This is a genomic window from Streptomyces sp. NPDC040410 (genome assembly GCF_055595715.1).
This window is the reverse complement of record NZ_JBVIVK010000002.1, coordinates 1-25,839: the sequence shown is the minus strand read 5'-3', so window position 1 is coordinate 25,839 and position 25,839 is coordinate 1. Positions and strand designations below refer to the sequence as shown.

At 72.0% G+C, this 25,839-nt stretch carries 19 protein-coding genes and 1 pseudogene; 15 read left to right on the top strand and 5 right to left on the bottom strand.

What is annotated here, in order from left to right; all coding sequences use genetic code 11:
- Window position 1 precedes the first annotated feature (1 nt).
- The 4 genes from ACZ562_RS04105 to ACZ562_RS04090 all read left to right on the top strand — a co-directional run bounded on the left by ACZ562_RS04105 (window position 2) and on the right by ACZ562_RS04090 (window position 8,770).
- Window positions 2-1,942, top strand: a complete 1,941-nt coding sequence (locus tag ACZ562_RS04105) for a hypothetical protein (RefSeq protein ID WP_471174052.1) — start codon at window positions 2-4, stop codon at window positions 1,940-1,942.
- The gene (locus ACZ562_RS04100; RefSeq protein ID WP_471174050.1) at window positions 1,939-3,291 is read left to right on the top strand and encodes a hypothetical protein; all 1,353 of its coding nucleotides are present in this window, start codon (window positions 1,939-1,941) and stop codon (window positions 3,289-3,291) included. The genes ACZ562_RS04105 and ACZ562_RS04100 overlap by 4 nt, the downstream gene beginning before the upstream one ends.
- Window positions 3,288-6,899: a tetratricopeptide repeat protein gene (locus ACZ562_RS04095; RefSeq protein WP_471174048.1), complete on the top strand. Its 3,612-nt coding sequence runs from the start codon at window positions 3,288-3,290 to the stop codon at window positions 6,897-6,899. The genes ACZ562_RS04100 and ACZ562_RS04095 overlap by 4 nt, the downstream gene beginning before the upstream one ends.
- A 164-nt stretch (window positions 6,900-7,063) precedes the next feature.
- A complete protein-coding gene (locus ACZ562_RS04090) occupies window positions 7,064-8,770 on the top strand; it encodes a BACON domain-containing protein (protein WP_471174046.1) in 1,707 nt (568 codons plus the stop codon).
- Between the two features lie 85 nt (window positions 8,771-8,855).
- Here the strand turns inward: ACZ562_RS04090 and ACZ562_RS04085 are convergent, their stop codons facing one another.
- On the bottom strand, window positions 8,856-9,713 hold the full coding sequence (locus ACZ562_RS04085) for a DUF3109 family protein (RefSeq protein WP_471174044.1): 858 nt from the start codon (window positions 9,711-9,713) through the stop codon (window positions 8,856-8,858).
- An 83-nt stretch (window positions 9,714-9,796) separates the two neighbouring features.
- Here ACZ562_RS04085 and ACZ562_RS04080 point away from each other — a divergent pair, with 83 nt between their 5' ends.
- The 4 genes from ACZ562_RS04080 to ilvD all read left to right on the top strand — a co-directional run bounded on the left by ACZ562_RS04080 (window position 9,797) and on the right by ilvD (window position 14,280).
- Complete coding sequence (locus tag ACZ562_RS04080; RefSeq protein WP_471174041.1) at window positions 9,797-10,729, top strand: Ppx/GppA family phosphatase; 933 nt, start codon at window positions 9,797-9,799, stop codon at window positions 10,727-10,729.
- Between the two features lie 148 nt (window positions 10,730-10,877).
- Window positions 10,878-11,702: a sugar phosphate isomerase/epimerase family protein gene (locus ACZ562_RS04075; protein WP_471174039.1), complete on the top strand. Its 825-nt coding sequence runs from the start codon at window positions 10,878-10,880 to the stop codon at window positions 11,700-11,702.
- Window positions 11,699-12,304, top strand: a complete 606-nt coding sequence (locus ACZ562_RS04070; RefSeq protein WP_471174037.1) for a TetR/AcrR family transcriptional regulator — start codon at window positions 11,699-11,701, stop codon at window positions 12,302-12,304. The genes ACZ562_RS04075 and ACZ562_RS04070 overlap by 4 nt, the downstream gene beginning before the upstream one ends.
- A gap of 122 nt (window positions 12,305-12,426) precedes the next feature.
- Window positions 12,427-14,280, top strand: coding sequence for a dihydroxy-acid dehydratase (gene ilvD / locus ACZ562_RS04065; RefSeq protein ID WP_471174035.1), 1,854 nt, complete (start codon window positions 12,427-12,429; stop codon window positions 14,278-14,280).
- 61 nt (window positions 14,281-14,341) lie between these two features.
- Here ilvD and ACZ562_RS04060 read toward each other — a convergent pair whose 3' ends face one another.
- On the bottom strand, window positions 14,342-16,432 hold the full coding sequence (locus tag ACZ562_RS04060) for a serine/threonine-protein kinase (RefSeq protein ID WP_471174032.1): 2,091 nt from the start codon (window positions 16,430-16,432) through the stop codon (window positions 14,342-14,344).
- A 191-nt stretch (window positions 16,433-16,623) separates the two neighbouring features.
- On the opposite strand from ACZ562_RS04060, the gene ACZ562_RS04055 reads away from it, so the two are divergent.
- From ACZ562_RS04055 to ACZ562_RS04045, 3 genes and pseudogenes are all read left to right on the top strand, one after another.
- A complete protein-coding gene (locus tag ACZ562_RS04055) occupies window positions 16,624-16,935 on the top strand; it encodes an SH3 domain-containing protein (protein WP_471174031.1) in 312 nt (103 codons plus the stop codon).
- Window positions 16,936-16,978: 43 nt separating this feature from the next.
- Complete coding sequence (locus ACZ562_RS04050; protein ID WP_471174029.1) at window positions 16,979-17,491, top strand: EamA/RhaT family transporter; 513 nt, start codon at window positions 16,979-16,981, stop codon at window positions 17,489-17,491.
- Between the two features lie 59 nt (window positions 17,492-17,550).
- Window positions 17,551-18,349: pseudogene (locus ACZ562_RS04045) on the top strand (class I SAM-dependent methyltransferase).
- A 2-nt stretch (window positions 18,350-18,351) separates the two neighbouring features.
- On the opposite strand, the gene ACZ562_RS04040 reads toward ACZ562_RS04045, so the two are convergent.
- The gene (locus tag ACZ562_RS04040; RefSeq protein WP_471174027.1) at window positions 18,352-19,791 is read right to left on the bottom strand and encodes a SulP family inorganic anion transporter; all 1,440 of its coding nucleotides are present in this window, start codon (window positions 19,789-19,791) and stop codon (window positions 18,352-18,354) included.
- 239 nt (window positions 19,792-20,030) lie between these two features.
- Here ACZ562_RS04040 and ACZ562_RS04035 point away from each other — a divergent pair, with 239 nt between their 5' ends.
- The 3 genes from ACZ562_RS04035 (at window position 20,031) to proC (ending at window position 22,657) form a co-directional block, all read left to right on the top strand.
- Window positions 20,031-20,840: an ABC transporter ATP-binding protein gene (locus ACZ562_RS04035; RefSeq protein WP_471174026.1), complete on the top strand. Its 810-nt coding sequence runs from the start codon at window positions 20,031-20,033 to the stop codon at window positions 20,838-20,840.
- On the top strand, window positions 20,837-21,628 hold the full coding sequence (locus tag ACZ562_RS04030; protein WP_471174024.1) for an ABC transporter permease: 792 nt from the start codon (window positions 20,837-20,839) through the stop codon (window positions 21,626-21,628). Before ACZ562_RS04035 ends, ACZ562_RS04030 begins: the two co-directional genes overlap by 4 nt.
- A gap of 216 nt (window positions 21,629-21,844) precedes the next feature.
- Window positions 21,845-22,657 (top strand): pyrroline-5-carboxylate reductase, encoded by an 813-nt coding sequence (gene proC / locus ACZ562_RS04025; RefSeq protein ID WP_471174022.1) that lies wholly within the window; start codon window positions 21,845-21,847, stop codon window positions 22,655-22,657.
- 22 nt (window positions 22,658-22,679) lie between these two features.
- Here proC and ACZ562_RS04020 read toward each other — a convergent pair whose 3' ends face one another.
- Window positions 22,680-23,264, bottom strand: coding sequence for a cysteine hydrolase family protein (locus tag ACZ562_RS04020; protein ID WP_471174020.1), 585 nt, complete (start codon window positions 23,262-23,264; stop codon window positions 22,680-22,682).
- A gap of 74 nt (window positions 23,265-23,338) precedes the next feature.
- Here ACZ562_RS04020 and ACZ562_RS04015 point away from each other — a divergent pair, with 74 nt between their 5' ends.
- Entirely contained in the window at window positions 23,339-24,358 is a 1,020-nt protein-coding gene (locus tag ACZ562_RS04015) for a GlxA family transcriptional regulator (protein ID WP_471174018.1), read from the top strand.
- Here ACZ562_RS04015 and trpS read toward each other — a convergent pair.
- Window positions 24,274-25,323 (bottom strand): tryptophan--tRNA ligase, encoded by a 1,050-nt coding sequence (trpS, locus tag ACZ562_RS04010; protein WP_471174017.1) that lies wholly within the window; start codon window positions 25,321-25,323, stop codon window positions 24,274-24,276. The genes ACZ562_RS04015 and trpS overlap by 85 nt on opposite strands.
- Window positions 25,324-25,839: the final 516 nt, after the last annotated feature.

Below are 25,839 nucleotides of genomic sequence, written 5' to 3'. Positions count from 1 at the left end.
CGTGCGGGACCGTCCAGCCGACGCTGTGCCGGGGCCGGCAGAGCCTCCCGGCCCCGCCCTTCCCTCCGCGAGCACCCTCTCCTCCGCCACGAACGCGCCCTCCGCCACGAACGCGCCCTCCACCGTGACCCGCGCCCTCAGCCTCCTCGCCTGTCTCGCGACCGAACCGGGGGCCGGCGGAGTTCTCTTCCTCGGGCTCGATCAGGAGCTGCTGCCCGTGCTCGGTGGCTGGCTCGCCGGGCATAGCGGGGCGGGGGGCGATGTCCGGGTCCTCGGGTCGTGGCTCGGTGAGGAGGAGCTCTGGCTGCGGCCCCAGCTGAGCGGCGACGGGCTGCGGATGGTGCCGGGGCTGCTCGTGGAGGAGCCGGACGGCCCGGCACCCGTCGTACTCGTCCCGGACCTCTGCCAGGCCGGGCCCGCCGTCGTCCGTGCCGCCGTGACCCTCATCGGCGCCGACGCGGCCCACGTCGAGATGCACGGCCACAGCCTCTGCTGGCGTCCCCGGGCCCATTGGCTGGCCGCCGTCGACCGCACCGAGGCCACCCGGCTCTCACCGCACCTGCTGGACCGTTTCCCGCTCCGGGTCGAGGCGGAGCGCCTCAACGACGCCCTGTGGCGCCTGGACGCCGACCGGTTCTGGGATCTGCCTGCCGAACGCGGCGCCCTCGTCGACGCGCTGCCCTCCATCCCGTACCTGCCGGGCGGCGCCCCCCGCCCGGCCCTGACGCCCGAGGCCGGCGACCGTGTCGTCGACCTGGTCGCGCCGGGCACCGGCATGCGCCGCGGCCTGGCCCTCGCCCGCGTCGCCCGCGCCCTCGCGATCCGAGCCGGCGGGCACGGCGACGCGACCCCCCGCGTCGACGTCCGGCACGTCACCGAGGCCGCCGTCCTCCTCGGCATCGCGACGCCCCGGGCCCGCTCCGACCGGAGCCGGGACGGCCGGTCGTCCCGGCCTCCGGCAGCTCCCGCCGAGGCCCAGGAGCCCGCGGAGGCGCAGCCCGAACCGAGCGCTCCCGCCAGGCCCGCCCCCGTCGCCGCCCCCGCCCCGCCCAGGCCGCTGGCCGCCGCCCCGGCGACCCCTCGCGCCACGGCGCCGCCCTCGCCGTATCCGGAGGACTCCCCGGACGCCCTGGCCCAGCCGGGTTCCCTCCGCCCGCCAGGCCGCCGCGCGGGCGCGGCCCGGCGGCTGCACGGCCGCCCGATCGGCACGATGCGCGCCCGTGACGTGCAGGACCTCGCCCTGGTCCCGAGCCTCGTGCAGGCGGCCACCTCCCGGCTGCTCCACCCGGACCTGCGGGACCGGCCGCTCGCTCTGCGCGCTGTGGACCTGCGCCAGTACCGTCGCCGCCCGGAGCCCGCGCACGCTCTCGTCCTGGTGCTGGACCACTCCTGCCGGGACTGGGACCGGTCGCCCGCCCTCGCCCCCCATCTGCGCTGGGCCTACGACTCGAACGCCGTCGTCACGGTCGTGGAGTTCGGCCATCGTGGCGCCGAGCTCAACCTGTGCGCCGAACGGGTCCGCGCGTCCTCCCTGCTCGACCCCGTTCTTCTGAGCACCTTCGACCGCGAACCCGGGACGGCCAGCCCCCTCGCGCACGCCCTCGACCTCGGCGTCCACGAACTGCGCCGGTTTCTGCGCCGGGGGCGAGCCGTGGTCGACGAGGCCCTGTTCGTCGTCGTGACGGACGGCCGCGGCAACGTCCCCCTGGACGCGAGCCTGCGCGGCCGGCCCCCCAGCGGCGTGCACCGCGAGGGCGTGGAGGACGCGCTGCGCGTCGCGGCCGCCGCGTCGACGCTGAACCGGATGCGGGCGGTGGTCGTCGCACCGGACCTGGACCAGTACCCGGAACTGCCCGTCCAGCTCGCGGAGGCGCTCGGCGCGACGCTCGTGGTGGCACCGCAGCCGCAGCGCGGACCACGGGCACCGGGGGCGCCGTCATGACCACGGAGCCGATGAACCTGCGCAGCCGGCTGCACGCCGACGCCGAGCACGACGAGGTGCCCAGGACACCGTCGTACGACCGGACAGTCTCGTACGAAGGCACGCCGCACCCGCCGCCCGCCCACGACCTCGGCCTCGACGACGTGGAGAAGCCGTCCGAACCCGAGGGCCTCGCCCCCGAGAACGCCCCCCTCTCCGCCGAACTCCCGCCCGGCACGGCTCTGTTGTGCGTCAAGAACACGTCGTACGCCGGCGCGCCGAGCTTCGAGCTGTACTTCCACCACCGGGGCACCGTGCGTGGCGCGAACCGCGACAGCGACCTCGACCGGCGGCGGCAGCCCGGCCTCGGCCTGCCCCGTCTCGTCGACCGGGCCAGGAGCCACGGCTGGCGCTCCACCTACCGGCACGTCAAAGGCTGGTGGCGCACGGAGACCGTGCTGGCCGGATGGGTCGACCAGCTGCGGTCGGCGGCCGGCGACCCGCGTCTGGTCGTCTGGGACCACACCTCGTACGAGATCCCCTGGGAGCTCCTGCACCGCCGGCCCCTCGGCTTCGCCCCGGCTCCGGACCCGGCAGGGGACACGGGCGGCTGGATCGGCGCCGCGCTCCCCGTCATCCGCTGGACCACCGTGTACGACGGCGACCGCGCCGAGCGGTACGACGCGCGCCCCCGCCAGTGCCGGGGCGGCGTACTCGTCTACGAGGACCCCGAGTTCGCCGTGACGCACGACGGCATCGGCCGGTACGAGGTCGGGGAGCGGTCGACCGGGATGGAGGATCTGCACCGGCGACTGCGGGACAGCAGGACCGCGTTCGGTCTGCTGCTCATGCGCTGTCACGGCAGGTACGCCGAGGACCCCGAGAACTTCACCCTCGGCAGCGTCTCGCTCCCCGAACTGTCGGAGGACTGGGAGATGTGGGCGCTCCGGACCAGCGGAGCCGCCGTCCTCGTCAACTCCTGCGTCTCCGCCCGCCCGGTCGTCGACCGCCGCTACGGGGCGGCCGTACCGCGCAACTTCGCGGAGGTCTTCCTGCGGTGGGGCGCCGGCGCGGTCATCGCCACCGTCGCGGAGGTGAGCAAGGCGCACGCACACGACTTCGCGGCGCGGCTGCTCAACAACGCCCGGCACGGGCCGGTCAACCTGGCCGACGAGCTGCTGGAGCACCGCGCGTACTACGCCCGGGAGGCCGAGCGAGCGATCCTGGAAGGCGACGACCGACGGGCCGAGGAGGCCATCGAGGGTTTCTTCACCAGCTTCATGTACGCCTACTTCGGGCACCCTGGGACCACACTGGCCCTGGAGCCTCCGCCGTGCGATGAGCGGGAGGAAGGTGATGGCACGCCGTGAACGCCCCCTCCGTGAGCCTCCGCCCCCTCGTGAGCTGGCCCGAGGAGGCCGAGACCGGGCGCAAGTACATGGTCACGGTGGACGTCGAGTTCGACAGCGAGTCGAGCCCATGGCCGTACGAAACCGAGGAGTACGCGATCGGCTGCGTGGTCGAGGGCGAACCCCGCCTCGCCGTCGAGTCGGTCGGCGACACGACACTCGTCCTGCACCGCTTCGGCGGCACGTACGGCCCTGCCCGCTTCGTCACGTACGTGGTCGGGGACGGGCCGGTGCAGGAGACCGCGCTGTGGCTGACGCTGATCACGGCGGGTGGGGTGCCGTTCAGGAGTGAGCGGCTCGGGGTGCGGGTCGGGGGGACGGAAGCGGCGGAGGCCGTGCCGGAGATCGAGGTGGCGTTGCCGTCGCGGGAGGCGGTGGCGGAGCCGCCCGGCCGTGTGCCGGTACCCGTGCGGGAGCTCGCCCCCGAGGCCGGCGGGACCGTCCTGATCCTGCCCGGCACCTTCGGGGTGCGCGAAGCGGTGAGCCGGCGGTTGGTGGACGCGCAGGACAGCCGTTACGGAATGTGGTACGGCGCGGAGATCGGTGAACTGCCCGGTACCGCCTGGCGTGTCGCGCTGATGCGGACGGTGGGCGAGAGTGAGACGGGCGTGGCCGAGGTCAGACGATCGCTCCGTGCCCCGATCATGGTGTCGGTCGTCGAGGCGAGCGGAGTGCCCGGCAGAACGGACCACGGCGACGTCGTCGTGGCCACGAAGGTGAGCGGTCTGCCCAGCTCGCGTTTCCAGCCGTCCGAGCGTCTGGTGCGGGCCGCCCGCGTGACACTGCAGAGCAGCGCCCACTTCGCGCCGGTGGACGGAGGGGGATTCCCAGACGACCAGGGCACCGCGGCGTTCGTCAACGTGCTGAGCTCCCGGTGTCTGCAGGCGGCGTACGCCGTGGAAGGCGAGCACCTCACGATCTGTGCGGTCGGCGAGGTGGCGGTCGAGCGGGCCGTGGAAGCGATGATGGCGGTCCTTGCCGACGTTCCCCCGGACCTGGATCACCTGGGACTGCCCCCGGTCCCGGACCCGTTCGTCGGACGGGAGCACGAACTGGAGCAGCTCCTGGAACTCCTGGCTCCCTCGGTCCCGACAGTGCGGTCGAACATCCTCGTACTGCAGGGCATGCCCGGCGTCGGGAAAACGGCGCTCGCGGTGGCGGCGGCCCACCGGGCGGTGGAGCGGGGGTTCACCGGGGGCGTCTACTGGGTCCCGGGCGACATGGACGCACGGGACGCGGTGCGCCAGGTCAGAGACCGGCTGCCGCACGACCACGGGCCCGTGCTCTTCGTACACGACGCCGCGAGGCCGCAGCCCTGGGAGGCCTTCGGGGACAGCAGGTTCAGCGTCCTGGTCACCAGGCGGCGCTACACCTCGGTCACTCAGGTCGCCAGGGTCATGACGCTCGAGCCGCTGTCCGTCGACTCCGCGGCGGAACTGTTCCCGGGCGACTCCGCGGAAGCCGCGGTCCGGCTGGCCGCGCTGTGCGGCGGGGTGCCGCTGGCGCTGCGCCTTGCCGGGCAACAGCGAGGAACGGCCGGCGCACTGCTCCGCCGTATCCACCAGGCGGGCGGTGTCTTCCACGTCCTCGACGAACTGCGCGAGGCCTTCGACACCGAGTACTGGGCACTGAACTCCGGACAGGCCAGGCTCCTCCGCTCGTTGGCCCTGCTCCCCGGCGACGTGAGCCGGGAGCTGGTCACGGGGGCCTTCGGCCGCAACGCGGGGGAGGCCATGCAGTGGCTCGTGGACGCCTGTCTCGTCACCGAGCACGACTCTCCGCCGCGCGCGCGGCTGCCCGCTCTGGTACGTGCCTACGTCGATCAGGTCCCGGCGGAGAGCGCGGCCATGCGGGACGCGCTGACCGTGGCCGAGGGCGCCTTGTGGTCGTACTGCACCGGCCGGACCGAGGACGCCGTCGTGCGTCTCGGGCTGGGTTCCACGGAGGCGGACGACCAGCGGCAGGGCCGCCGCGACGAAGCACTGGCCTGGCTGGACGGCGAGCGCGGAAACCTGGTCGCCCTGGCGGCCCGGAAAGCACCCTCGGCGGTGGAGGGACGGGAAGCCTTCGACCTCGTCGTCCACCTGGGTGCGTACCTGAACTGGCGGCGGTACTTCGACGACTGCGTCGCGTGCTGCTCCGCGGTGCTGCGACCGGCCGAGGAGAGCCATGAGACGGCGCACGTCTGGAACGTCCTGGGCATCGCGCAGCGCGGCCTGGGGCGCCTGGAGGAGGCGGCCGAGTCGCACCGACGTGCGCAGGCCGTCTTCGAGCGGCTCGGTGACACCTGGGGCGAAGCCAAGGCATGCGACGCGCTGGGCCTCGTCTACGCGGAGCAGGGCGACTGGGAGGCCGCCCGGCGGCTGCACATGGCGGCCCGGGAGACACTGAGGCACCTCAGCGACCGGCGCGGAGAGGCCGAGGCGTTGATGAACCTGGGGGCGTTGACCCTCCAGCACGGCGACGCGACGGAAGCCGCGGGCCACCTTGCCCGGGCCGTCGAGCTGTACCAGCTCCGGGGCGATGTGCTGGGCATGGCCTGGGCCGTACTGAACCGTGCCCTCGCGCTGATCCACAGCGGCAGTCCGGAGCACGCGGCGGCCATGGCTGCCGAGGTCATGCGGGACTTCGCCGTCATGGACGACACGTACGGGACGGCACGGGCCTGGGAGGTCCGGGCCCAGGCGTACGAGGACATGTTCCGGTTCGTCGAGGCGCGCAGTGCCTGGACGAAGGCCGAGGAGGCGTATGTCGCGGCCCGTGACGATGTACGGGCCGAGCTGGCCGGGGAGCGCGCCAGGAACGTCCGACGGCACATGGCCCGCCGCAGCGCCCGTGTCCTGGTCACCGCGGTCTCTTGGGCGGATGGGCCCGGGGTCGACTGGGCCATGTATGTCTCCGGCACCTCCGGGCGGGAGATGAGGTTCACCAATTCCGGTTCGATCGGGCTCGACGTGCTCCCGCTCGAACTGCCGTGGCACCTGGGTGACGCGCTGCGCCAGGCAGAGTCCGACTACCGCTCTGTTCCCGTCGAATTCGCCCTGCCCGCCGAGCACTTCGACCTGGCCCCCCACGCCTGGGCGCAGGACGGGGTCCCGATGTCGGCGTGCATCGGTGAGCAGCGTCCGGTGGTGCTCCGCGACGTGGAGCGGGCGGGCAGACCGGTTTCCTCGTGGCTCGCCCGCTGGCAGGGGCTGCGAGAGGCCCCGCGGCTGATCGCCTGGCACCTTCCGGTGGCACAGGAGCCGGTACGGCTTCCCGTCCCGGAGGCGCGAATCCCGGTCCTCTGCGGCGGGGTGAGCGAGGGACCCGGCCGGCGGATCATGTCCCGTCTGCTGGCGGACGGGCACGGCGTCGTCCTGTGGGCGACGGGCCGTCACGGGAAGGAGTGCGGGTCCGAATGCGTCCGGACGCGCGCGCAGGCCGACGGTCTCCTGGCAGGCGTCAGGTCCCTGGAAGAGCTTCCCGGTGAGCTCTGGCAGTTCCGTGCCGAGAGCCACGACCTCCGTCTCTCCCTGCTGTACGACGACCCCGGGTCACCCCTCCCCTCCCTGTTCGTCGAAGGCTAGTGCCGCGTCAGGGACACCCACCTCTCGTGGACCGGCCACGACCTGTCACGAGCGAGCCACGGAATCAGGCTTTCCGTCCCCTTGTGAGGGATCGTTTCACCCGTACGGATTAAATGTGCTCAAGCGGGAGGAAGGGCCCACCCCGCGCCGCCTACGGTCCACGGATGAGCAGCAGTCCGGAGACCTCGATCCGCACCACCGGAACACACAGGGCGCACCGGGAAGCGCGTGACCGTACTGCCGCGCGCACGCTGGCGCAGCGGCCGCTCGCGCGCTACGAGACGTATCTGGACGGCCTGTTCACCTACTGCCTGTCCGTGCTGTGCGACCACGACGCGGCGACCGCCGCCCTGGGTGAAGTCCTCGGGCTCGCCGAGCGCCGCCGCTGCCCGGACGCGGCCGGTGACCACAGGGCCTGGCTGTACGCACTGGCCCGCTGGGCGTGCCTGCGCAAGCTGGCCGAGGCCAAGCAGAAACGTCCGGGCACGCACGTGGCCGGCCGCCACACCGCCGGTCGGCAGAGCGCCGCGCAGCCCGCCGCCCAGCCGGTTCCCGAGGAGGCCCAGGAGCAGCGCCGGCGCGAACTCGCCCTGCTCGCCTGGCCGGAGGCGGCCGGCACCACCCCGGAGCAGCGCGAGGCGCTCGAACTCGCCGTGCGCCACCACCTGGCCGCCCCCGAGGTCGCCGCCGTCCTCGGCATGGCGCCCGCCGCCGCCCGCGAACTGCTCGCCACGGCCGCCTGCGAGGTGGAACGCACCCGCGCGGCGCTCGCCGTCGTCGAGACCTGCTCCTGTCCGGGCGTCGCCCGCCTCACGGGCGACAACCAGCTCGTGCTCGGCGCGGCCCTGCGCCGTGAGCTCGTACGGCACGTCGACGACTGCCCGCGCTGCCGCCGTACCGCCGAACGCGCGGTCCCCGGCCGCTGGCCCGGCGTCAGCGTCACCCCCGCCGAGCTGCCGGTCCTGGAGGCGCCCCGCCCGGCCCTGCGCGCCGCCGTGGCGCACCTCCCGCGCGCGCGGGGGAGCGCAGCCCCGCGTTTCGACCGGCGCGGCTTTCCGATGGACCCCAAGGACCGCGCCGCGCGAAGGGAGCGCCTGCGCGCGCGTGCCGTCACGACGACGGTCGTCGCCACCGTCGTCGCCGCCCCGGTACTCGCCTTGTGGGCCGCGTACAAGGGCGGGCCGGCCGACGAGGGCACGGCCGGGCGCCCGGCCACCGCCAGCGAGGCGCAGGGCCCCGGCAGCCTCGACGGCGAGGCGGCAGGTGGCGGTTACGAGAACGCGGGCAATGCCAGGACCAGCCGCGGCGGCCGCTTCGGCAAGGGCGCCGGAGGCGTCTCCGTCGAGGTCGTCAGCGTCACCGGCGGGCGGACGGGCCATGCCCGCCTCGACGTGTCGGCCGGTCACCGGGGCGACACCACACTCATTACCCTCACCGCCACCGGCTCCGCCCCGGTCCGCTGGTCCGCGACGGCGGCAGCCCCGTGGCTCTACCTGAGCCAGTCGTCGGGAACCCTCGACCCCGGCGAAACGCTGACGATCAAGGTGTACGTCGACCATCTGCGCGAGCCGTCCGGCCACTGGAGCGCGCGCGTGGCGATCGCACCCGCCGGCGCCGTCGTCTCCATCGAGGGCTACGGCACCGCGCCCGGCCAGTCCGACCCCGGCCCGGGCCAAGGCGACCCCGGTGACCCGCCCCCGCCCGGCCCGGACCCGACGCCCACGGCATCGGTCCCCTCGGATCCCACGCCGACCGACCCGCCCTCGTCGCCGGATCCGGAACCGACTCCCGGCGACACCGCGCCGTCCGACCCGGGGAGCTCGACCCCGCCGCCCGCCGACAACGACGACCCGAGCCCGGCCGCTCCCTAGGCCCACGACCTAGAGCGTGCCGGGTGCAGGTGAGCCCCGTGTCTCCGTACGAGCCCCGTGTCTCCGTACGGTCCCCGGAGCCTCGTCAGCCGACCGGATCCGCCGGATGAGGTGCCAGCAACGGCAGCTGCGAGGCCAGGCGCTCCTCGCACAGCTCGGCCAGACGGTCGTAGCCGGCCTTGCCCATCAGCTCGGTCAGCTCCGCCCGGTAGGACACGTACACCGGCTCGCCCGCGCCGTGCGCCGAGGTGGCCGACGTGCACCACCAGTGCAGGTCGTGGCCGCCCGGCCCCCAGCCCCGCCGGTCGTACTCGCCGATCGACACCTGCAGCACGCGCGTGTCGTCGGGCCGGTCGATCCAGTCGTATGTCCGCCGCACCGGCAGCTGCCAGCAGACGTCCGGCTTGGTCTCCAGCGGCTCGCGGCCCTCCTTCAGGGCCAGGATGTGCAGCGAGCAGCCCGCGCCGCCCGCGAACCCGGGGCGGTTCTGGAAGATGCACGAGCCCTGGTAGGGGCGGGTCTGCCGGGAGCCCTCGTCGTCCTCCGAGATCCAGCCCGTCTCCGTGCCGACATCGTGGTGCTGCCAGATCTCCGGCGTGAGCCTCGCCACATGCGCGGCGACCCGCTTCTCGTCGTCCTCGTCGGAGAAGTGGGCGCCCAGCGTGCAGCACCCGTCGTCCGCGCGGCCCGCCTGGATGCCCTGGCATCCGCTGCCGAAGATGCAGTTCCAGCGAGAGGTCAGCCATGTCAGATCACAGCGGAAGACCTGCTCGTCGTCCGCCGGATCAGGGAACTCCACCCACGCTCGCGCGAAGTCGAGCCCCTTCTCGTCGTCCGCCAGGGCCCGCTTCGGCTTCTTCGACGGCTTCGTCTGCTTCGCCTGCGAAGAACCGCCGACAGATTTGGCCGTCTTGTCGTCCTTCGCCTTTTTCGTCTTTGGCACCCGTCCAGGGTAAGTCGCCCGAGGCCCCTCTCGGGACCGTACGGGGGACGGAAGATCGCCCAGGTGGCAGTAGCGTTCCGTACATGAGACTCGGTGTCCTCGACGTGGGATCGAACACGGTGCATCTGCTGGTGGTGGATGCGCACCCGGGCGCGCGCCCCCTGCCCGCGCATTCGCACAAGGCGGAGCTGCGCCTTGCCCAACTTCTCGACGAGGGCGGGGCCGTAGGCACCGACGGGGTCGACAAACTGATCTCCGTCGTCCACGAGGCGCTGCAGGCCGCCGAGGACAAGGGCGTCGAGGACCTGCTGCCGTTCGCGACCTCCGCGGTGCGGGAGGCCAGCAACGCCGACGACGTCCTCGCGCGCGTGCAGGCGGAGACCGGCGTCGAGCTGCAGGTCCTCACCGGCGCGGAGGAGGCCCGGCTCACGTTCCTCGCCGCCCGCCGCTGGTTCGGCTGGTCCGCGGGCAAGCTGCTCGTCCTCGACATCGGCGGCGGTTCCCTGGAGATCGCGTACGGCATCGACGAGGAGCCCGACGCGGCCGTCTCCCTGCCGCTCGGCGCGGGCCGCCTCACCGCCGGATGGCTGCCCGGCGACCCGCCCGACCCGGAGGCGATAAGGGCCCTGCGCCGCCACGTCCGCGCCGAGATCGCCCGTAGCGTCGGCGAATTCAGCCGCTTCGGCGCCCCCGACCACGTGGTCGCCACGTCGAAGACCTTCAAGCAGCTGGCCCGCATCGCCGGCGCCGCCCGCTCCGCCGACGGCCTGTACGTCCAGCGCGAACTCAAGCGCGAGTCCCTGGAGGCCTGGGTCCCGCAACTGGCCGGCATGACCACGGCCCAGCGCTCAGAACTCCCGGGTGTCTCCGAGGGCCGCGCGAACCAGCTCCTGGCGGGGGCCCTGGTGGCGGAGGGCGCGATGGACCTCTTCGGCGTGGACAACCTGGAAATCTGCCCGTGGGCGCTCAGGGAGGGCGTGATCCTGCGGCGCCTCGACCATATGGGCTCGGCGTAGCCGGCGCAGGGTGTGCGGGGCTGTGACACATGCGGCTCGGCGCGTGGGCGCGACAAGCTCCAACGCGCCCGCAGCTGTTTATGGCGAACACCACAACGGCGCATAGGCACCCCGCCCCCACCCGACCGCACCCCGTAATCTGTCCCCCATGGCGGAGCCAGTCGTACGCATCCCGGATGCGAAGGTCGCGCTGTCCACGGCCTCCGTGTACCCGGAGTCCACGTCGACGGCCTTCGAGATCGCCGCGCGCCTCGGGTACGACGGAGTCGAGGTCATGGTGTGGACCGACCCGGTCAGCCAGGACATCGAGGCGCTGCGCAGACTCAGCGACTACCACGGGATCCCGGTCCTGGCCGTGCACGCCCCGTGCCTGCTCATCACGCAGCGCGTGTGGTCCACCGACCCGTGGGTCAAGCTCCAGCGGGCCCGGGCGGCGGCCGAGAAGCTCGGCGCGAGCACGGTCGTCGTTCATCCCCCGTTCCGCTGGCAGCGCCAGTACGCCCGCGATTTCGTCACCGGGATCTGGCGGATGGCGAACGAGACGGATGTGAGGTTCGCCGTCGAGAACATGTACCCCTGGCGCTACCGCGACCGCGAGATGCTCGCCTACGCGCCCGACTGGGACGTGACGAAGGACGACTACCGTCACTTCACGATCGATCTCAGTCACGCCGCGACGGCCCGCTCCGACGCGATGCAGATGGCCGACCGCATGGGGGACCGTCTCGGGCACGTCCACCTCGCGGACGGCAAGGGATCGGCGAAGGACGAGCACCTCGTTCCGGGGCGCGGCTCCCAGCCCTGCGCCGAGCTGCTGGAACGTCTGGCCCTGACCGGCTTCGACGGCCATGTCGTCATCGAGGTCAACACCCGCCGTGCCATGTCCGGCGCCGAACGGGAGGCCGACCTCGCCGAGGCGCTGGCCTTCACCCGCCTCCACCTGGCCTCGGCCGTGAAGGTGCCCCGGCCGTGACCGGCGCCACCGCCCGGCGCCGGGGCCGGCCTCCTCGTACGGAATCCGCCGGCACCCGCGACCGGATCCTGGCCGCGGCCCGCGCGGAGTTCTCCGAGCGGGGCTACGACAAGACGTCCGTGCGCGGTATCGCGAAGGCGGCCGGAGTGGACTCGGCCCTGGTCCACCACTACTTCGGCACCAAGGAACAGATCTTCGCGGCGGCCGTGGAGGTCGCCTTCGCGCCCGCCCTGAACATGCCCGAGGCGGTCGCCGACGGTCCCCTCGACGCGGTGGGCGAGCGTCTGACCCGCTTCATCTTCGGCATCTGGGAGAACCCGACCACCCGTGCGCCGCTGCTGGCGATCGTCCGCTCCGCCGTCAACAACGAGACCGCGGCCGCCGTCTTCCGCCGGCTCGTGGCCTCGCAGCTGCTGCGCCGCATCGCCGCCCAGCTGGAGCTGCCGGACGCGGAACTGCGTGCCGAACTCGCGGCGGCGCAGCTCGTGGGGACGGCGATGCTGCGGTATGTGATCAAGGTGGAGCCACTGGCGTCGGCGGACCTGGAGCAGATCATCGCGCGGGTGGCGCCGGTGGTACAGGGGCATCTGACGCAGCCCTGACGGGTGAGACGCGCATCCCGCATTCCGGACAACGTGTCCGCCCTCTGGATGAGCGGCGTACGCTCGATAGCAGTCAGAAGTCTCTGATCGCAGTCTCTGCAGTCCCTAAGGAGCGAGCGACGATGCCCGAGCTGAGGTCCCGCACAGTCACCCACGGCCGCAACATGGCGGGCGCCCGCGCCCTTATGCGCGCCTCCGGTGTACCGGGTGCGGACATCGGCCGCAAGCCGATCATCGCGGTCGCCAACAGCTTCACGGAGTTCGTGCCCGGCCACACCCACCTCCAGCCGGTCGGCCGGATCGTCAGTGAGGCGATCAGGGAGGCGGGCGGCATCCCGCGCGAGTTCAACACGATCGCCGTCGACGACGGCATCGCGATGGGCCACGGCGGCATGCTCTACTCCCTGCCCTCCCGAGACCTCATCGCGGACAGCGTGGAGTACATGGTCGAGGCCCACTGCGCCGACGCCCTGATCTGCATCTCCAACTGCGACAAGATCACCCCGGGCATGCTGAACGCGGCCCTGCGCCTGAACATCCCGGCGGTCTTCGTCTCCGGCGGTCCGATGGAGTCCGGCCGCGCCACCCTGGTCGACGGCACGGTGCGCACGCTCGACCTGGTCGACGCGATCTCCGACGCGGTCAACGACAAGATCTCGGACGAGGACATCGCCCGGATCGAGGAGAACGCCTGTCCGACCTGCGGCAGCTGTTCCGGCATGTTCACGGCCAACTCGATGAACTGCCTGACCGAGGCGATCGGCCTGTCCCTGCCCGGCAACGGCTCGGTCCTCGCCACGCACACGGCCCGCAAGGCGCTGTACGAGAACGCGGCCCGCACGGTCATGGACATCACCCGCCGCTATTACGAGCAGGACGACGAGACGGTCCTGCCCCGTTCCATCGCCTCCTTCGCGGCCTTCGAGAACGCGATGGCCCTGGACATCGCGATGGGCGGCTCGACCAACACGATCCTGCACCTGCTGGCGGCGGCCCAGGAGGCGGGCGTCCCCTTCGGCCTCGAGCAGATCGACGCGGTCTCGCGCCGCGTGCCCTGCCTCGCGAAGGTCGCCCCGAACGTCGCCAAGGACCGCACGTACTACATGGAGGACGTGCACCGCGCCGGCGGCATCCCCGCCCTCCTCGGTGAGCTGCACCGCGCGGGCCTGCTCAACGAGGACGTGTACTCCGTGCACAGCCCGTCCCTGGCCGACTGGCTGAAGACGTGGGACGTGCGCGGCGGCTCCCCGTCCGCCGAGGCCGTCGAGCTGTGGCACGCGGCGCCCGGCTGCGTCCGCTCCGCCGAGGCCTTCTCCCAGTCCGAGCGCTGGGACGCCCTCGACGAGGACGCGGAGGGCGGCTGCATCCGCTCCGTCGAGCACGCGTACTCCAAGGACGGCGGCCTGGCCGTGCTGAAGGGCAACCTGGCCGTCGACGGCTGCGTGGTGAAGACGGCGGGCGTCGACGAGTCCATCTGGACCTTCGAGGGCCCGGCGGTCGTCTGCGAGTCGCAGGAGGAGGCCGTCGAGAAGATCCTCAACAAGCAGGTCACGGACGGCGACGTGGTCGTCATCCGCTACGAGGGCCCGAAGGGCGGTCCCGGTATGCAGGAGATGCTCTACCCGACCTCCTTCCTCAAGGGCCGCGGCCTCGGCAAGACCTGCGCCCTGATCACCGACGGCCGCTTCTCCGGCGGCACGTCCGGCCTGTCCATCGGCCACGCCTCCCCGGAGGCCGCGTCCGGCGGCACCATCGCCCTCGTGGAGGACGGCGACCGGATCCGCATCGACATCCCGAACCGCTCGATCGAGCTGCTGGTCGACGAGGCCGAACTGGCCCGCCGCGAGCAGGCGCTGGACGGGGCGTACGCCCCGAAGAACCGCGAGCGGAAGGTGTCGGCGGCGCTGCGGGCGTACGCGGCGATGGCGACCAGCGCGGACAAGGGCGCGGTGCGGGACGTGAGCAGGCTGGGCTGAGCTCCCGTTTCCCCCCTTGGGCCGTCTCCTTCCCGTGTGAGGGGGGCGGCCCTTTCGCGTACTACCAGGCCGAGGGGTTCCGTCCGTCGACGCCGAACACGGTGCCGTCGGGGGCGCCTGCGTAGATGTGGTGGTTGGCGAGGAGGGGCTGGGGCAGCGTGGCCACGACCTGGTCGGAGTTGGGGCCGAGCCTTGGGGGTGTCTGCCCGACGAGTTTCCCGGTGCGGGCATCGACGGCGAGGAGGCGTCCGTCGGGGGCGGTGACGTACACGTGCTCGTCGTCGGCGACCGGTGTCGAACCGCGGCTCACGGACGTCTCGAGAAGCCACAGCCGCTGCCGGGTGCCGGTGTCCACGGCCTCCAGCGAACCGCCGGTGGCCAGCAGGTAGGTGACGTTCCCGCGCACGGTGACCGTGGGGTCCTGGCGTGGAACGGGCAGCGCCACCTGGGTCGACGACCTCGGCCCAGGGGTGTAGCGGACCACGGCGTTCGTGTCGCCGGAGCCCAGGTCGGTGGAGAGGAAGAACACTGATCCGCCCTGGGCCCCGACGGGTCTCAGCGCCCCCTTCAGCCCTGCTTCCCACCGCACGTCACCCGTTTCCGGATCGACCGCGGTGACCTGTGTGCTCGTCCCGTCGGAGGTCGTCCTCGTCGCGTATGCCAGCGGGTCCCCGGCGAACGAGGTGAACGAGTCGACGCCCGATACCCGGCGGCTCCACTTCGTGTCGCCCGACGCGCTGTCCACACCCGTGACCGTGCCGTCCGCACCGGTGAGCAGGAGCATGCCGCCGACGTACCGCACCGAGCCGGGCGCGGACAGACTCCGCTCCCAGACCTGTTTGCCCGAGGCCGGATCGAGCGCCTCCAGACGTCGGCCTCCGTAGGCCTGCACCAGCCCGCCGGAAACGACCGGTGGTCCGCCGGCGCTCTCCTCGGGGACGGGGTGGCGCCACAGCAGGGTGCCGTCGGCCGGTGAGAGAGCGTAGACGACTCCGGGCTGCTTACAGAGCAACTTGCCTGCCCCGTGGACGCATTGCGGCACGCTTCCGGCTCCGGGGGCAGGCTTCGTTTCCCAGCCGCTCCACGCGGCCGGTGTGGTCCGCGCCGAGGTGCCCTTCGACGCGGCCGGGTCCCCGTCCGTCAGCCGAACTGCGGCGAACACACCGCACGTGACCAGGGCGACGGCACCGGCCGCGAGGACCGCCGGCGTGCGCAGGCTTCTCCTGGGCCCCGGCTCGGGCTCCTCGGCGTGGGCCTTCGGTTCCGGCGCATCACCCGACCCACCCGTGCGCTGCGCCGGTATGAACGCCTGCGTGTCGTACGAGGCCGCCACGGACCGCAGCTCCCGCATCAACTCGTCCGGTGTGGGCCGGTCCTCGGGCTCCTTGGCGAGACAGCGGAGCACGAGTGGCGCGAGACTGTCCGGTACGCCCGTCAGGTCGGGCTCGTCGTGCACGACCTGGTAGGCGACGACGTACGGGCTGTCGGAGTCGAACGGCCCGCGTCCGGTGGCCGCGTGGACCATCACTGATCCGAGCGCGAAGACGTCGGCGGCGGGCCCGACCTCCCGCGGCCGCCGGAACTGCTCGGGCGCCATGAACGGCGGGGTCCCGATCAACTTTCCGGTCTCGGTGCGCAGTTCGCTGTCCTTTGGCCGGGAAATGCCGAAGTCGATGACCTTCGGCCCGTCCTCGGCGAGCAGCACGTTGCTCGGTTTCAGATCCCGGTGCACCACGCCGACCCGGTGAATGTCGCGCAGCGCCTCGGCCAGCCCGGCCATCAGACGGCGCAACTGGGCGGGCTCCATGTCCCCGTTCCGTTTCACATGGTCGGCGAGGGTCGGCCCCGGAATGAACAGTGTGGCCATCCAGGGCCGTTCGGCCTCCGGATCGGCGTCGACGACGGACGCGGTGAAGGCACCGCTCACCCGCCGCGCCGCGGCCACCTCCTGCCGGAAACGCCCCCTGAACTCGGGATCCCGGGCGAACTCGGCGTGGACGACCTTCACCGCGAGCTTCATCCCGGAGGTGCTCCGGGCCAGGTGCACGACGCCCATGCCTCCCGAGCCGAGACATGACTCAAGACGGTAGTGACCGGCGTACTCGGGAAGTTCCGCTTCCACATCCGCTCCGATGTCGTGCTGTGGCGCCATGGAACCACCCCCATGCTGTTCGTCCGCGCGCGCGACGCACGGAGCCTAGTCGATGACTCGAACGAGACAGAGACGGCTTGCTAGCATCCATGTGCGAGTTACGTACATGTGTTTCATGGCGTGTTTTAGGGGTATCAATGTGGCCTCATGGCGTTCATGGCGTTCATGGGGTTCAACGGGGGAGGATTTTCATGTCTGTTGACCGCGTCGAAGAGGTCGAGGGCAGTGGGGAAGAGGCATCCGCGACTGCAGCGGCCCTGCACTACTACACGACCGCACCGGTCCGTCTCAACGTCCGCAGCGGCCCCGGCACGAGTTACAACATCGTCCGCACCCTGCCCGGGAGCTCCAGGGTCCCGATCTACTGCCAGGCTCCGGGCACGACCGTCACGGGCACGTACGGCACCACCAACATCTGGGACAACATAAGCAACGGCGAGTTCATCTCGGACGCGTACGTGAACACGGGCAGCGACGGCTACGTGGCTTCACGCTGCGCCTGATCCCGACGGGAGCCCGCGGTGGCCCCGGAGCCATAATCGTCCCGTGAGCGACGAGACCGGCACCCCACCCACCCCCGCGGGCTCCACGGGCGGCGGCACCCCCCGCCCCGAACCCCTCCGCTTCTTCGGCACGACCTGGGTGAACCACGACGACGGCTACACCCTCCGCCGCGTCGCCGCGCCCATCGGTTCACTCGCGGCCGCGGCCGCCTCCTGCCTGGTCCTGCGCTTCGCATACGAAGGCCTGCAGATCGCGGACACCGGCACCTTCGTGACGCTGCTGGTGGTCGTGATGTTCACGGTGTGCAGCGCCCTCGCCTTCCGCCACACCTGGGACGGCTTCACCAAGCGCCACGACCCCGCCCGCCAGGCCTCGCTCCGCGGCCTCCTGGCCATCGGCTTCGTGGGCTCCCTCCTCGCGTACTTCTTCCGCTCCCTCACCGAGGCCCCCGGCGAGAAACTCCACCGCGAGGAGTACGAAGCGGCGCGCACCCGGCACGAGAAACGCACGACCCGCCGCACGGGCAACCCGTCGAAGAAACGCAGGCGTTCCTGACCTGCCGGGCTCACCACAACCACCTGCAGCCTGCATTCACCCCCGGCCACCATGGCCCTGTGACCACATCCTCGCCATCCCCGACTGCCACCCCACCCCCCTCTCACGCAAGCCGAGCCCACTCCTTCAACGCCGTCGCAGCCCAGTACGCCGCCAACCGCTCCTCCTACCCGCCCGCCCTCTTCGACGCGATCGAGGACCTGGCCGGCCGCCCCCTCCCCGGCGCCCGCGTCGCGGACATCGGCGCCGGGGCCGGCACCGGCATAGCCACCACACTCCTCCACGACCGCGGGTGCGCACGTGATCGCGGTCGAACCGGGCGACGGCATGGCGGCCGAGTTCCGCCGCACACTCCCCGGCATCCCGGTCGTCAGAGGCAACGGCAACGCCCTCCCCCTCACCGACGCCTGCGCCGACTTCCTCACCTACGCCCAGTCCTGGCACCGGACCGACCCCGCCAAGTCGATCCCGGAAGCCTTCCGGGTCCTGCGCCCCGGCGGCGAGCTCGCGCTGTGGGAACACCGACGCCCTCGACGTGCCGTGGATCGGCACGCAGGCGGACCGCGTCGGCCGCTTCCTCGGCATCGACATGGCGGCCGAGAAGAAGGGAGTCGGGGCCCGCGCCGCCGACCCCGACGGCCGCCTCGACTTCGCCGTCGGCCGACTCCGCTGGAGCCGCCGCGTCACATCGACACGCACCTCTCCAACGTCGGCAGCCCCTCCGTGTTCCTGGTCCACGACGAGGAGGCGGCCGCCGCCTTCCTCGCCGAGGAACGCAGGCTCCTGACGCGGGCCTTCCCGGACGGATTCGTCGAGGAGGTCTACGACGTCGATCTGCTGCTCGCCACCACGTCGTGACCTCAGGACCTGCCGTCCGGCGTGGCGCCCGTCACGCGGCGGCAGGTCCGGGCGGCGGCCCACCCCTCCAGGGCCGCCGCACACGCGTGGTCCAGGTGCCGCAGCCCGCTCAGTTCCAGCCGGACCTCCCGGTCGCGCGGCAACGCCTCCAGCGCATCCAGCAGTTTCGGCAGCCGCAGGAAGGTCGCGTGCCCGAGCACCCGCACGAGGAGGCCGGCTTCTCCCCGGTCCTCGGTCTCCACATGCACGTGGCTCGCGTCCCACGCCGTCTTCCCCACGGCCAGCACCAGCCCGACCAGCACTCCTTCGAAGAGATTCCCGGCCACGACCGCCCCGGCGGTCACACCCAGCACCACCACCTCCCCCCGATGCCCGCGCCACAGCCCCCGCACCTCCCGGACCGGCACGAGCTTGCACCCGGCGTGGACCAGCAGTCCGGCGAGCGCCGCCACCGGGATCAGCCCGAGCACCCCGGGCACGACGACCGTGAACACCAGCAGCCACACCCCGTGCAGCACCCGCGACGCCTTCGTCCGCGCCCCGGCCTGCACGTTCGCCGCACTGCGCACGATGACCGCGGTCAACGGGAGAGCCCCGAGCACCCCGCACACCGCGTTCCCCGCTCCCTGCGCCATCAACTCCCGGTCATAGTCGGTCCGCGCACCCCGGTGCAGCCGGTCCACAGCCGCCGCACTGAACAACGACTCGGCGGACGCGATCAGCGCGAAGGCGACGACGGTCCCGATCGCGCCCACTTCCGTCAGCCGCCCGAAATCCCCGGCCTGCGGCACCCGCACCGCATCCAGCAGCCCCCGCACCTCGACCCGCCGCACCCCCAGGTCGAACACCCCGGTCACCGCAGCCGCCAGCGCCACCGCCACGAGCGGCGCCGGCACCCGTCGCGCTCCCCGCTCCCACAGCGGCCACAGGAGCAGTACGGCAATGGTGGCACCGCCCACTGACAACGCCACGGGATCCACCAGCCCGGGCAGCGACACCAGCCCGGCGACCTTCCCGAGCCCGCTCGCTGGCGTGGCCGCGTCACCGATCGCGTACGCCTGTCCGGCGACCAGCACCAGCCCGATCCCGGCGAGCATCCCCTGTACGACGGCCACGGACACGGCCCGGAACCACCTCCCGAGCCGCAGCGCCCCGAGCCCCAACTGCACCGCCCCGGCGGCGAGCACCAGCACTCCGAGCGTCTTGAGGCCGTACCTCTGCACGGCTTCGTACACGAGCACCGTCAGCCCCGCCGCGGGTCCGCTGACCTGCAGGCTGCTGCCGGGCAGTGTCCCGGCGACCAGCCCGCCGACGATCCCGGTGACCAGCCCCAGTTCGGCGGGCACGCCCGAGGCAATGGCCACGCCGACGCACAGCGGGAGCGCGACGAGGAACACGACGAGGGAAGCGAACAGATCGGCCTTGCGTACGCCACAGCGCATGACGAAAGCACCTCCGGTGATGAGGGGAGATGCGTGGGCGCCGAGCCGGGGGAGTGCACGGCGAACTGAAATCCATTGTCGGGAACGCGGGGTCTCCCGCGCAGCCCGTCCGCGCGCCCGTACGGGTCGCGCGGAGGCACACAGCCGGTCCCGCCCGCTTCCGATCACCCCAGCACGCGCCTGGGCCGCCGAACACGCCCCACTTGACGGCGCCTCGGCCCGCGAGGATTATTCATCGCATGATGAATTACTCTTCCGGTCCGCCGGAGGCGGAGAGCCGTACCACGCAAACCCCGGCCGTACGCGCCGAAGGCCTCACCGTCGTCCGCGGCCCCCGCACGGTCCTGCGCGGCCTCGACTTCACCGTCCCGCGAGGCCAGATCACCGGCCTGCTCGGCCCCTCCGGCTGCGGCAAGTCGACCCTCATACGCGCGATCGTCGGTACCCAGGCCAAGGTCGCCGGCACCCTCGACGTCCTGGGCCTCCCCGCCGGGCACCCCACCCTGCGCACCCGCATCGGCTACGTCACCCAAGCCCCCTCCGTCTACGACGACCTGACCGTCCGCCAGAACCTCGACTACTTCACCGCGATCCTCACCCCCGGCCGCCCGGCCGCCGCCCGCCGCGACGACGTCGATCGCGTCCTCGCCGACGTCGACCTCGCCACCCACGCCGACGCCCTCGCCGGCAACCTCTCCGGCGGCCAGCGCAGCCGCGTCTCGCTCGCTGTGGCACTGCTGGGCACCCCCGAACTCCTCGTCCTCGACGAGCCGACGGTCGGCCTGGACCCGGTCCTGCGCCGCGACCTGTGGGCCCTCTTCCACGACATCGCGGCCACCCGCGGCGCCACCCTCCTCATCTCCTCGCACGTCATGGACGAGGCCGAGCGCTGCCACCGCCTGCTGCTGATGCGCGAAGGCGAGCTCCTCGCCGACGACGCCCCGGACGCCCTGCGCACCCGTACCGGCTCGGAGACGGTCGAAGCGGCATTCCTGCACCTGGTCGACGAGGCCGCGGCAGCCGGCCACCGAAAGGAAACAGCCCGATGAACACGCCGACGACGAGGCCGACGATCAGCACGCCGGCCCCCACGAGCGCCCTGAACATCTCCCGCACGACCGCCACCGCGGCCCGGGTCCTCCGCCAGCTGCGCCACGACCCGCGCACGATCGCGATGATGATCCTCATCCCCTGCGTGATGCTGCTCCTGCTGCGCTACGTCTTCGACGGCAGCCCACGCACCTTCGACGGCATCGGCGCGTCACTCCTGGGGATCTTCCCCCTGATCACGATGTTCCTGGTCACCTCCATCGCCACCCTGCGCGAACGCACCTCCGGCACCCTCGAACGCCTCCTCGCCATGCCCCTCGGCAAAGGTGACCTGATCGCCGGCTACGCCCTCGCCTTCGGCACCCTCGCGATCATCCAGTCCGCCCTCGCGACGGGCCTGGCGGTCTGGTTCCTGGGCCTCGACGTCACAGGCAGCCCCTGGCTCCTCCTCCTGGTGGCCCTCCTCGACGCCCTGCTCGGCACCGCCCTCGGCCTGTTCGTCTCGGCCTTCGCGGCCTCGGAATTCCAGGCGGTCCAGTTCATGCCGGCGGTGATCTTCCCCCAACTCCTGCTCTGCGGCCTCTTCACCCCCCGCTCCGAGATGCACCCGGTCCTGGAAGCCATCTCCGACGTGCTCCCCATGTCCTACGCGGTCGACGGCATGAACGAGGTCCTGCACCACACGGACATGACGGCGACGTTCCTCAGGGACGTCCTGATCGTGGCGGGGTGCGCGCTGCTGGTACTGGGCCTGGGCGCGGCCACGCTACGGCGCAGGACGGCGTGACCGACGCAGCCCGCGCCGGTCGACGCCCCCCAACCGCGGGCAGCCGTGCCGCTCGGGCGGCGCCCGTCCCAGAAGGGCCCCCAGCAGTGCCGGGCTGCGCGCCCCACCCCCGGCACCCTCCCAGCCCACGTTCCGCCCACCGGACAACCGAGCCGCGCACGCATCCCCGGTGCGAGGATGTACCCCGGACGACGCACCCCCGGAGGGCCCCGCACCATGACCCAGAAAGTCGCAGTCCTCGGCACCGGCAAGATCGGCGAAGCCCTGCTCAGCGGAATGATCCGAGCGGGCTGGGCCCCGGCCGACCTCCTGGTCACCGCCCGCCGCCCCGAGCGGGCCGACGAACTCCGCACCCGCTACGGAGTCACCCCGGTCACCAACCCGGAGGCCGCCAAGACCGCCGACACCCTGATCCTCACGGTCAAACCGCAGGACATGGGCACCCTCCTCGACGACCTCGCCCCCCACGTCCCCGCCGACCGCCTGGTCATCAGCGGAGCAGCCGGCATCCCCACCTCCTTCTTCGAGGAGCGCCTCGCCGCGGGCACCCCGGTCGTCCGTGTCATGACCAACACCCCCGCCCTCGTCGACGAGGCCATGTCCGTCATCTCCGCCGGCAGCCACGCCACCGCCGAGCACCTCGCCCACGCCGAGGAGATCTTCGGCGCCGTCGGCAAGACGCTGCGCGTCCCGGAGTCCCAGCAGGACGCCTGCACAGCCCTCTCCGGCTCCGGACCGGCGTACTTCTTCTACCTGGTCGAAGCCATGACCGACGCCGGCATCCTCCTCGGCCTGCCCCGCGACAAGGCCCACGACCTGATCGTCCAGTCCGCGATCGGCGCGGCCACCATGCTCCGCGACAGCGGCGAACACCCGGTCAAGCTCCGCGAGAACGTCACCTCCCCCGCCGGCACCACGATCAACGCCATCCGCGAACTCGAGAACCACGGCGTACGAGCCGCCCTCATCGCCGCCCTCGAAGCCGCCCGCGACCGCAGCCGCGAACTGGCCTCCGGCAAGAAGGACTGACCCGCACCCAGGGGGCGGCAGGTCACCGCGCCGCGTCGACGACCTCCTTCGCCGTCACCACGCGAGCGAAGCCGCCCCCATGCAGGGACACCGCCGTCGACTGCGCCACCTCGTCCGCGGTCCGCCGCCAGCCGAACGGCCCCTGCAGATCGAAGGTGTGCGTCGCGTCGTACGCGAACACCACGTCGTACCCCAGATTCCCGCCCATCCGCGCGGTCATCTCCACGCACATGTTGGTCTGGATCCCGACCAGGACAACCTGGGAGATCCCCTCCGCCTTCAGCCAGGCGTCCAGATCCGGTGTGCCGTAGAACGCCGAGTTCACCGTCTTCGTCACCAGCAGCTCCGCCCCGGCCCCCTTCCCGCGCCGCTGCTCCACGTACTCCTTGAAGTCGTTGCCCACGTACCCGAGCCGCAGAGGCGACTGTGGCTCTCCGGAGTCATGGCGGACGAAGACGACCGGCCGACCCGTCGACTGCCAGACGTCGATGAGCGAGGCGATGCTGTCATCCGCCCCGGGGTTGTTCCGCGGTCCCCAGAAGTCGAGCTCCTCGAAGCCCTTCTGTACATCCACGACAATCAGCGCTGCGTTCTGTGTGATCTCCATGCCCACGATCCTGCCGTCGCGGTCACCCCCGACCCAGAGCCGCAAAAGTCAGCGATCGATGGTTTACTGCCAGCGTGGAGCATGCGTACCGCGTCGCACTCGTCGCCTTCCCGGGTATCCGCGCCTTCGACGTCTCCGTCATCACCGAAGTCTGGGGCGCCGACCGCACAGGCAGCGGCCTCCCCGCCTTCGATCTGCACCGGGTGGCCACCGACACGACCCCGGTCCCGATGCGCGGCGGCCTCACCCTCCTCCCCGACCGCACCCTCGGCTGGCTGCCCCGCGCCGACCTCATCGTGATCCCCGGCCTCGACGACCACACCACTCCCGCACCCACCCCCGTCCTCGACGCCCTCCGCCGCGCCCACGCCCGCGGCACCACCATCGCCGCCCTCTGCGGCGGCGCCTTCACCCTGGCCCAGGCCGGCCTCCTCGACGGCCGCCGCGCCATCACCCACTGGAAGCTCGTCGACCCGCTACGCGCACACCACCCCCATGTCGCCGTCGTCCCCGGCGCCCTCTTCATCGAGGACGACAACATCTGGACCGCAGCCGGCACCGCCGCCGGCATCGACCTCTGCCTCCACCTCGTACGCACCGTCCACGGCGCCGAGGCCGCCGCCACCATCGCCCGCTCCATGGTCACGGCGCCCTTCCGCACCGGAACCCAGGCACAGTTCATCGAGCACCCCACCCCCCACACGGACCGCGACGCCGACGCCCTGGCCGCCGTACGCGAACACGCGCTGCGCCACCTCCACGAACCGCTCACGGTCGCCGGCCTGGCCGCCCACGCGGGCATGTCCGCGCGCTCCTTCGCCCGCCACTTCACCGCGGCGACCGGCACGACCCCCCTCCGCTGGCTCCTCGACCAGCGCATCGCCGCCGCACAGAAACTCCTGGAACGCACCGACCTCCCCATGCCCGAGGTCGCCCGCCGCGCCGGCTTCGGCAGCGAGGTCACCATGCGCCAGCACTTCGCATCGCGCCTCGCCACCAGCCCGCGCGCCTACCGGGCCGCGTTCAGCACGGCTCCGGTGTCCGGCACGGCTGCGGAATCGGAAGCCGCAGGCAGCAGCCCGATCGCACGGTAAGCGGCATCCACGGTCGGCCGGGCCATCGCCCGCGCCCGCTGCGCACCATCCCGCAGCACCCCCTCCACATATCCAGGATCCGCACACAGCTCCCTGTGCCTCTCCTGCACGGGCCTGAGAACCTCCACCACGGCCTCGGCCGTGTCCTTCTTCAAGGCGCCGTACGACTCGTATACACCGCTCAGACCCGAAGGGTTCCCACCGGTGCAAGCCGCCAGGATCTCCAGCAGATTCGCCAGGCCGGGCCGCGCCTCCCGGTCGTACACGACCTCCCGCCCGCTGTCGGTCACGGCCCGCATGACCTTCTTCCGCACCACGTCCGGCTCGTCCAGCACATAGACGATCCCCGGACCGGCGTCGTCGCTCTTCCCCATCTTCGAAGTCGGCTCCTGCAGGTTCATCACCCGCGCCGCCACCTCCGGATGCGTGGCCCGAGGCACCACGAACGTGTGCCCATACCGCTGGTTGAACCGCACGGCCAGATCCCGGGCCAGCTCCACATGCTGATTCTGGTCGTCCCCCACCGGCACCTCGTCGGTTCCGTACGCCAGGATGTCCGCCGCCATCAGCACGGGATACGTGAGCAACGACAGCCGGACACTCCCGCCCCGCTCGCGCTCTCGCGCGGCCTTCTCCTTGTACTGGATCATCCGCCGCATCTCGCCGTCCGTGGCCACGCACTCGAGCACGTACGACAGCCGCGCGTGCTCGTCCACATGACTCTGTACGAACACGGTGCACAGTCCCGGATCCAGCCCCGTCGCCAGAAGCAGCGTCGCCGCCTGGCGACTGAGCCGGCGCACCCGGGCCGGATCGTGGTCCACGGTCAGAGCGTGCAGGTCGACGATGCAGAACAGCGCGTCCGCCTGGTGCTGGTCGACGTCAGCCCACTGCCGCATGGCTCCCAGAAAGTTTCCCAGGGTCAGGTGCCCGGTCGGCTTGATCCCGCTGAAGACCCGTGTCATCTCTCCACCTCCTGCTCAAGACCGCCGCACCCGGCCGCCGACCCCTGGAGGGAGATACGGGAACGGCCGCCGAGTCGGCGGCCGATGAATGCATACGTGAGTACGGCCGCCGTCAGGCGGCCCACCACTGCTGGGTGCACGTATGCGTCGTCATGCACCTCAGCCTACGCCGCCGGGGGACCGTCCGGACCAGAGTTGACACACTCCGGTCAGGTCCGTAGTGTTCTTCGGGTTGTCCGACGTGAGCGCCGACTTCGGTCGGTCCCCGGACAGCCATTCCGCAAGTACCAGCCAACACTCGACGACCAGTCGTTCTGCCGTCGTGCCATTGGTATGCGTATTTGCGAAATGAGGAATCGCGTTCGAAAGGGCGCAGGCCCCCCGATTAGCTCGGGAGCCGGGACTCCGCTAAAGTCTCACTCGTCGGAACGGCCCAACAGCCGCGAAGACAAGCCCCGCTGACTGGGAGTCAGGCCCGAAAGGATCTGATAGAGTCGGAACCGCCGGAAAGGGAAA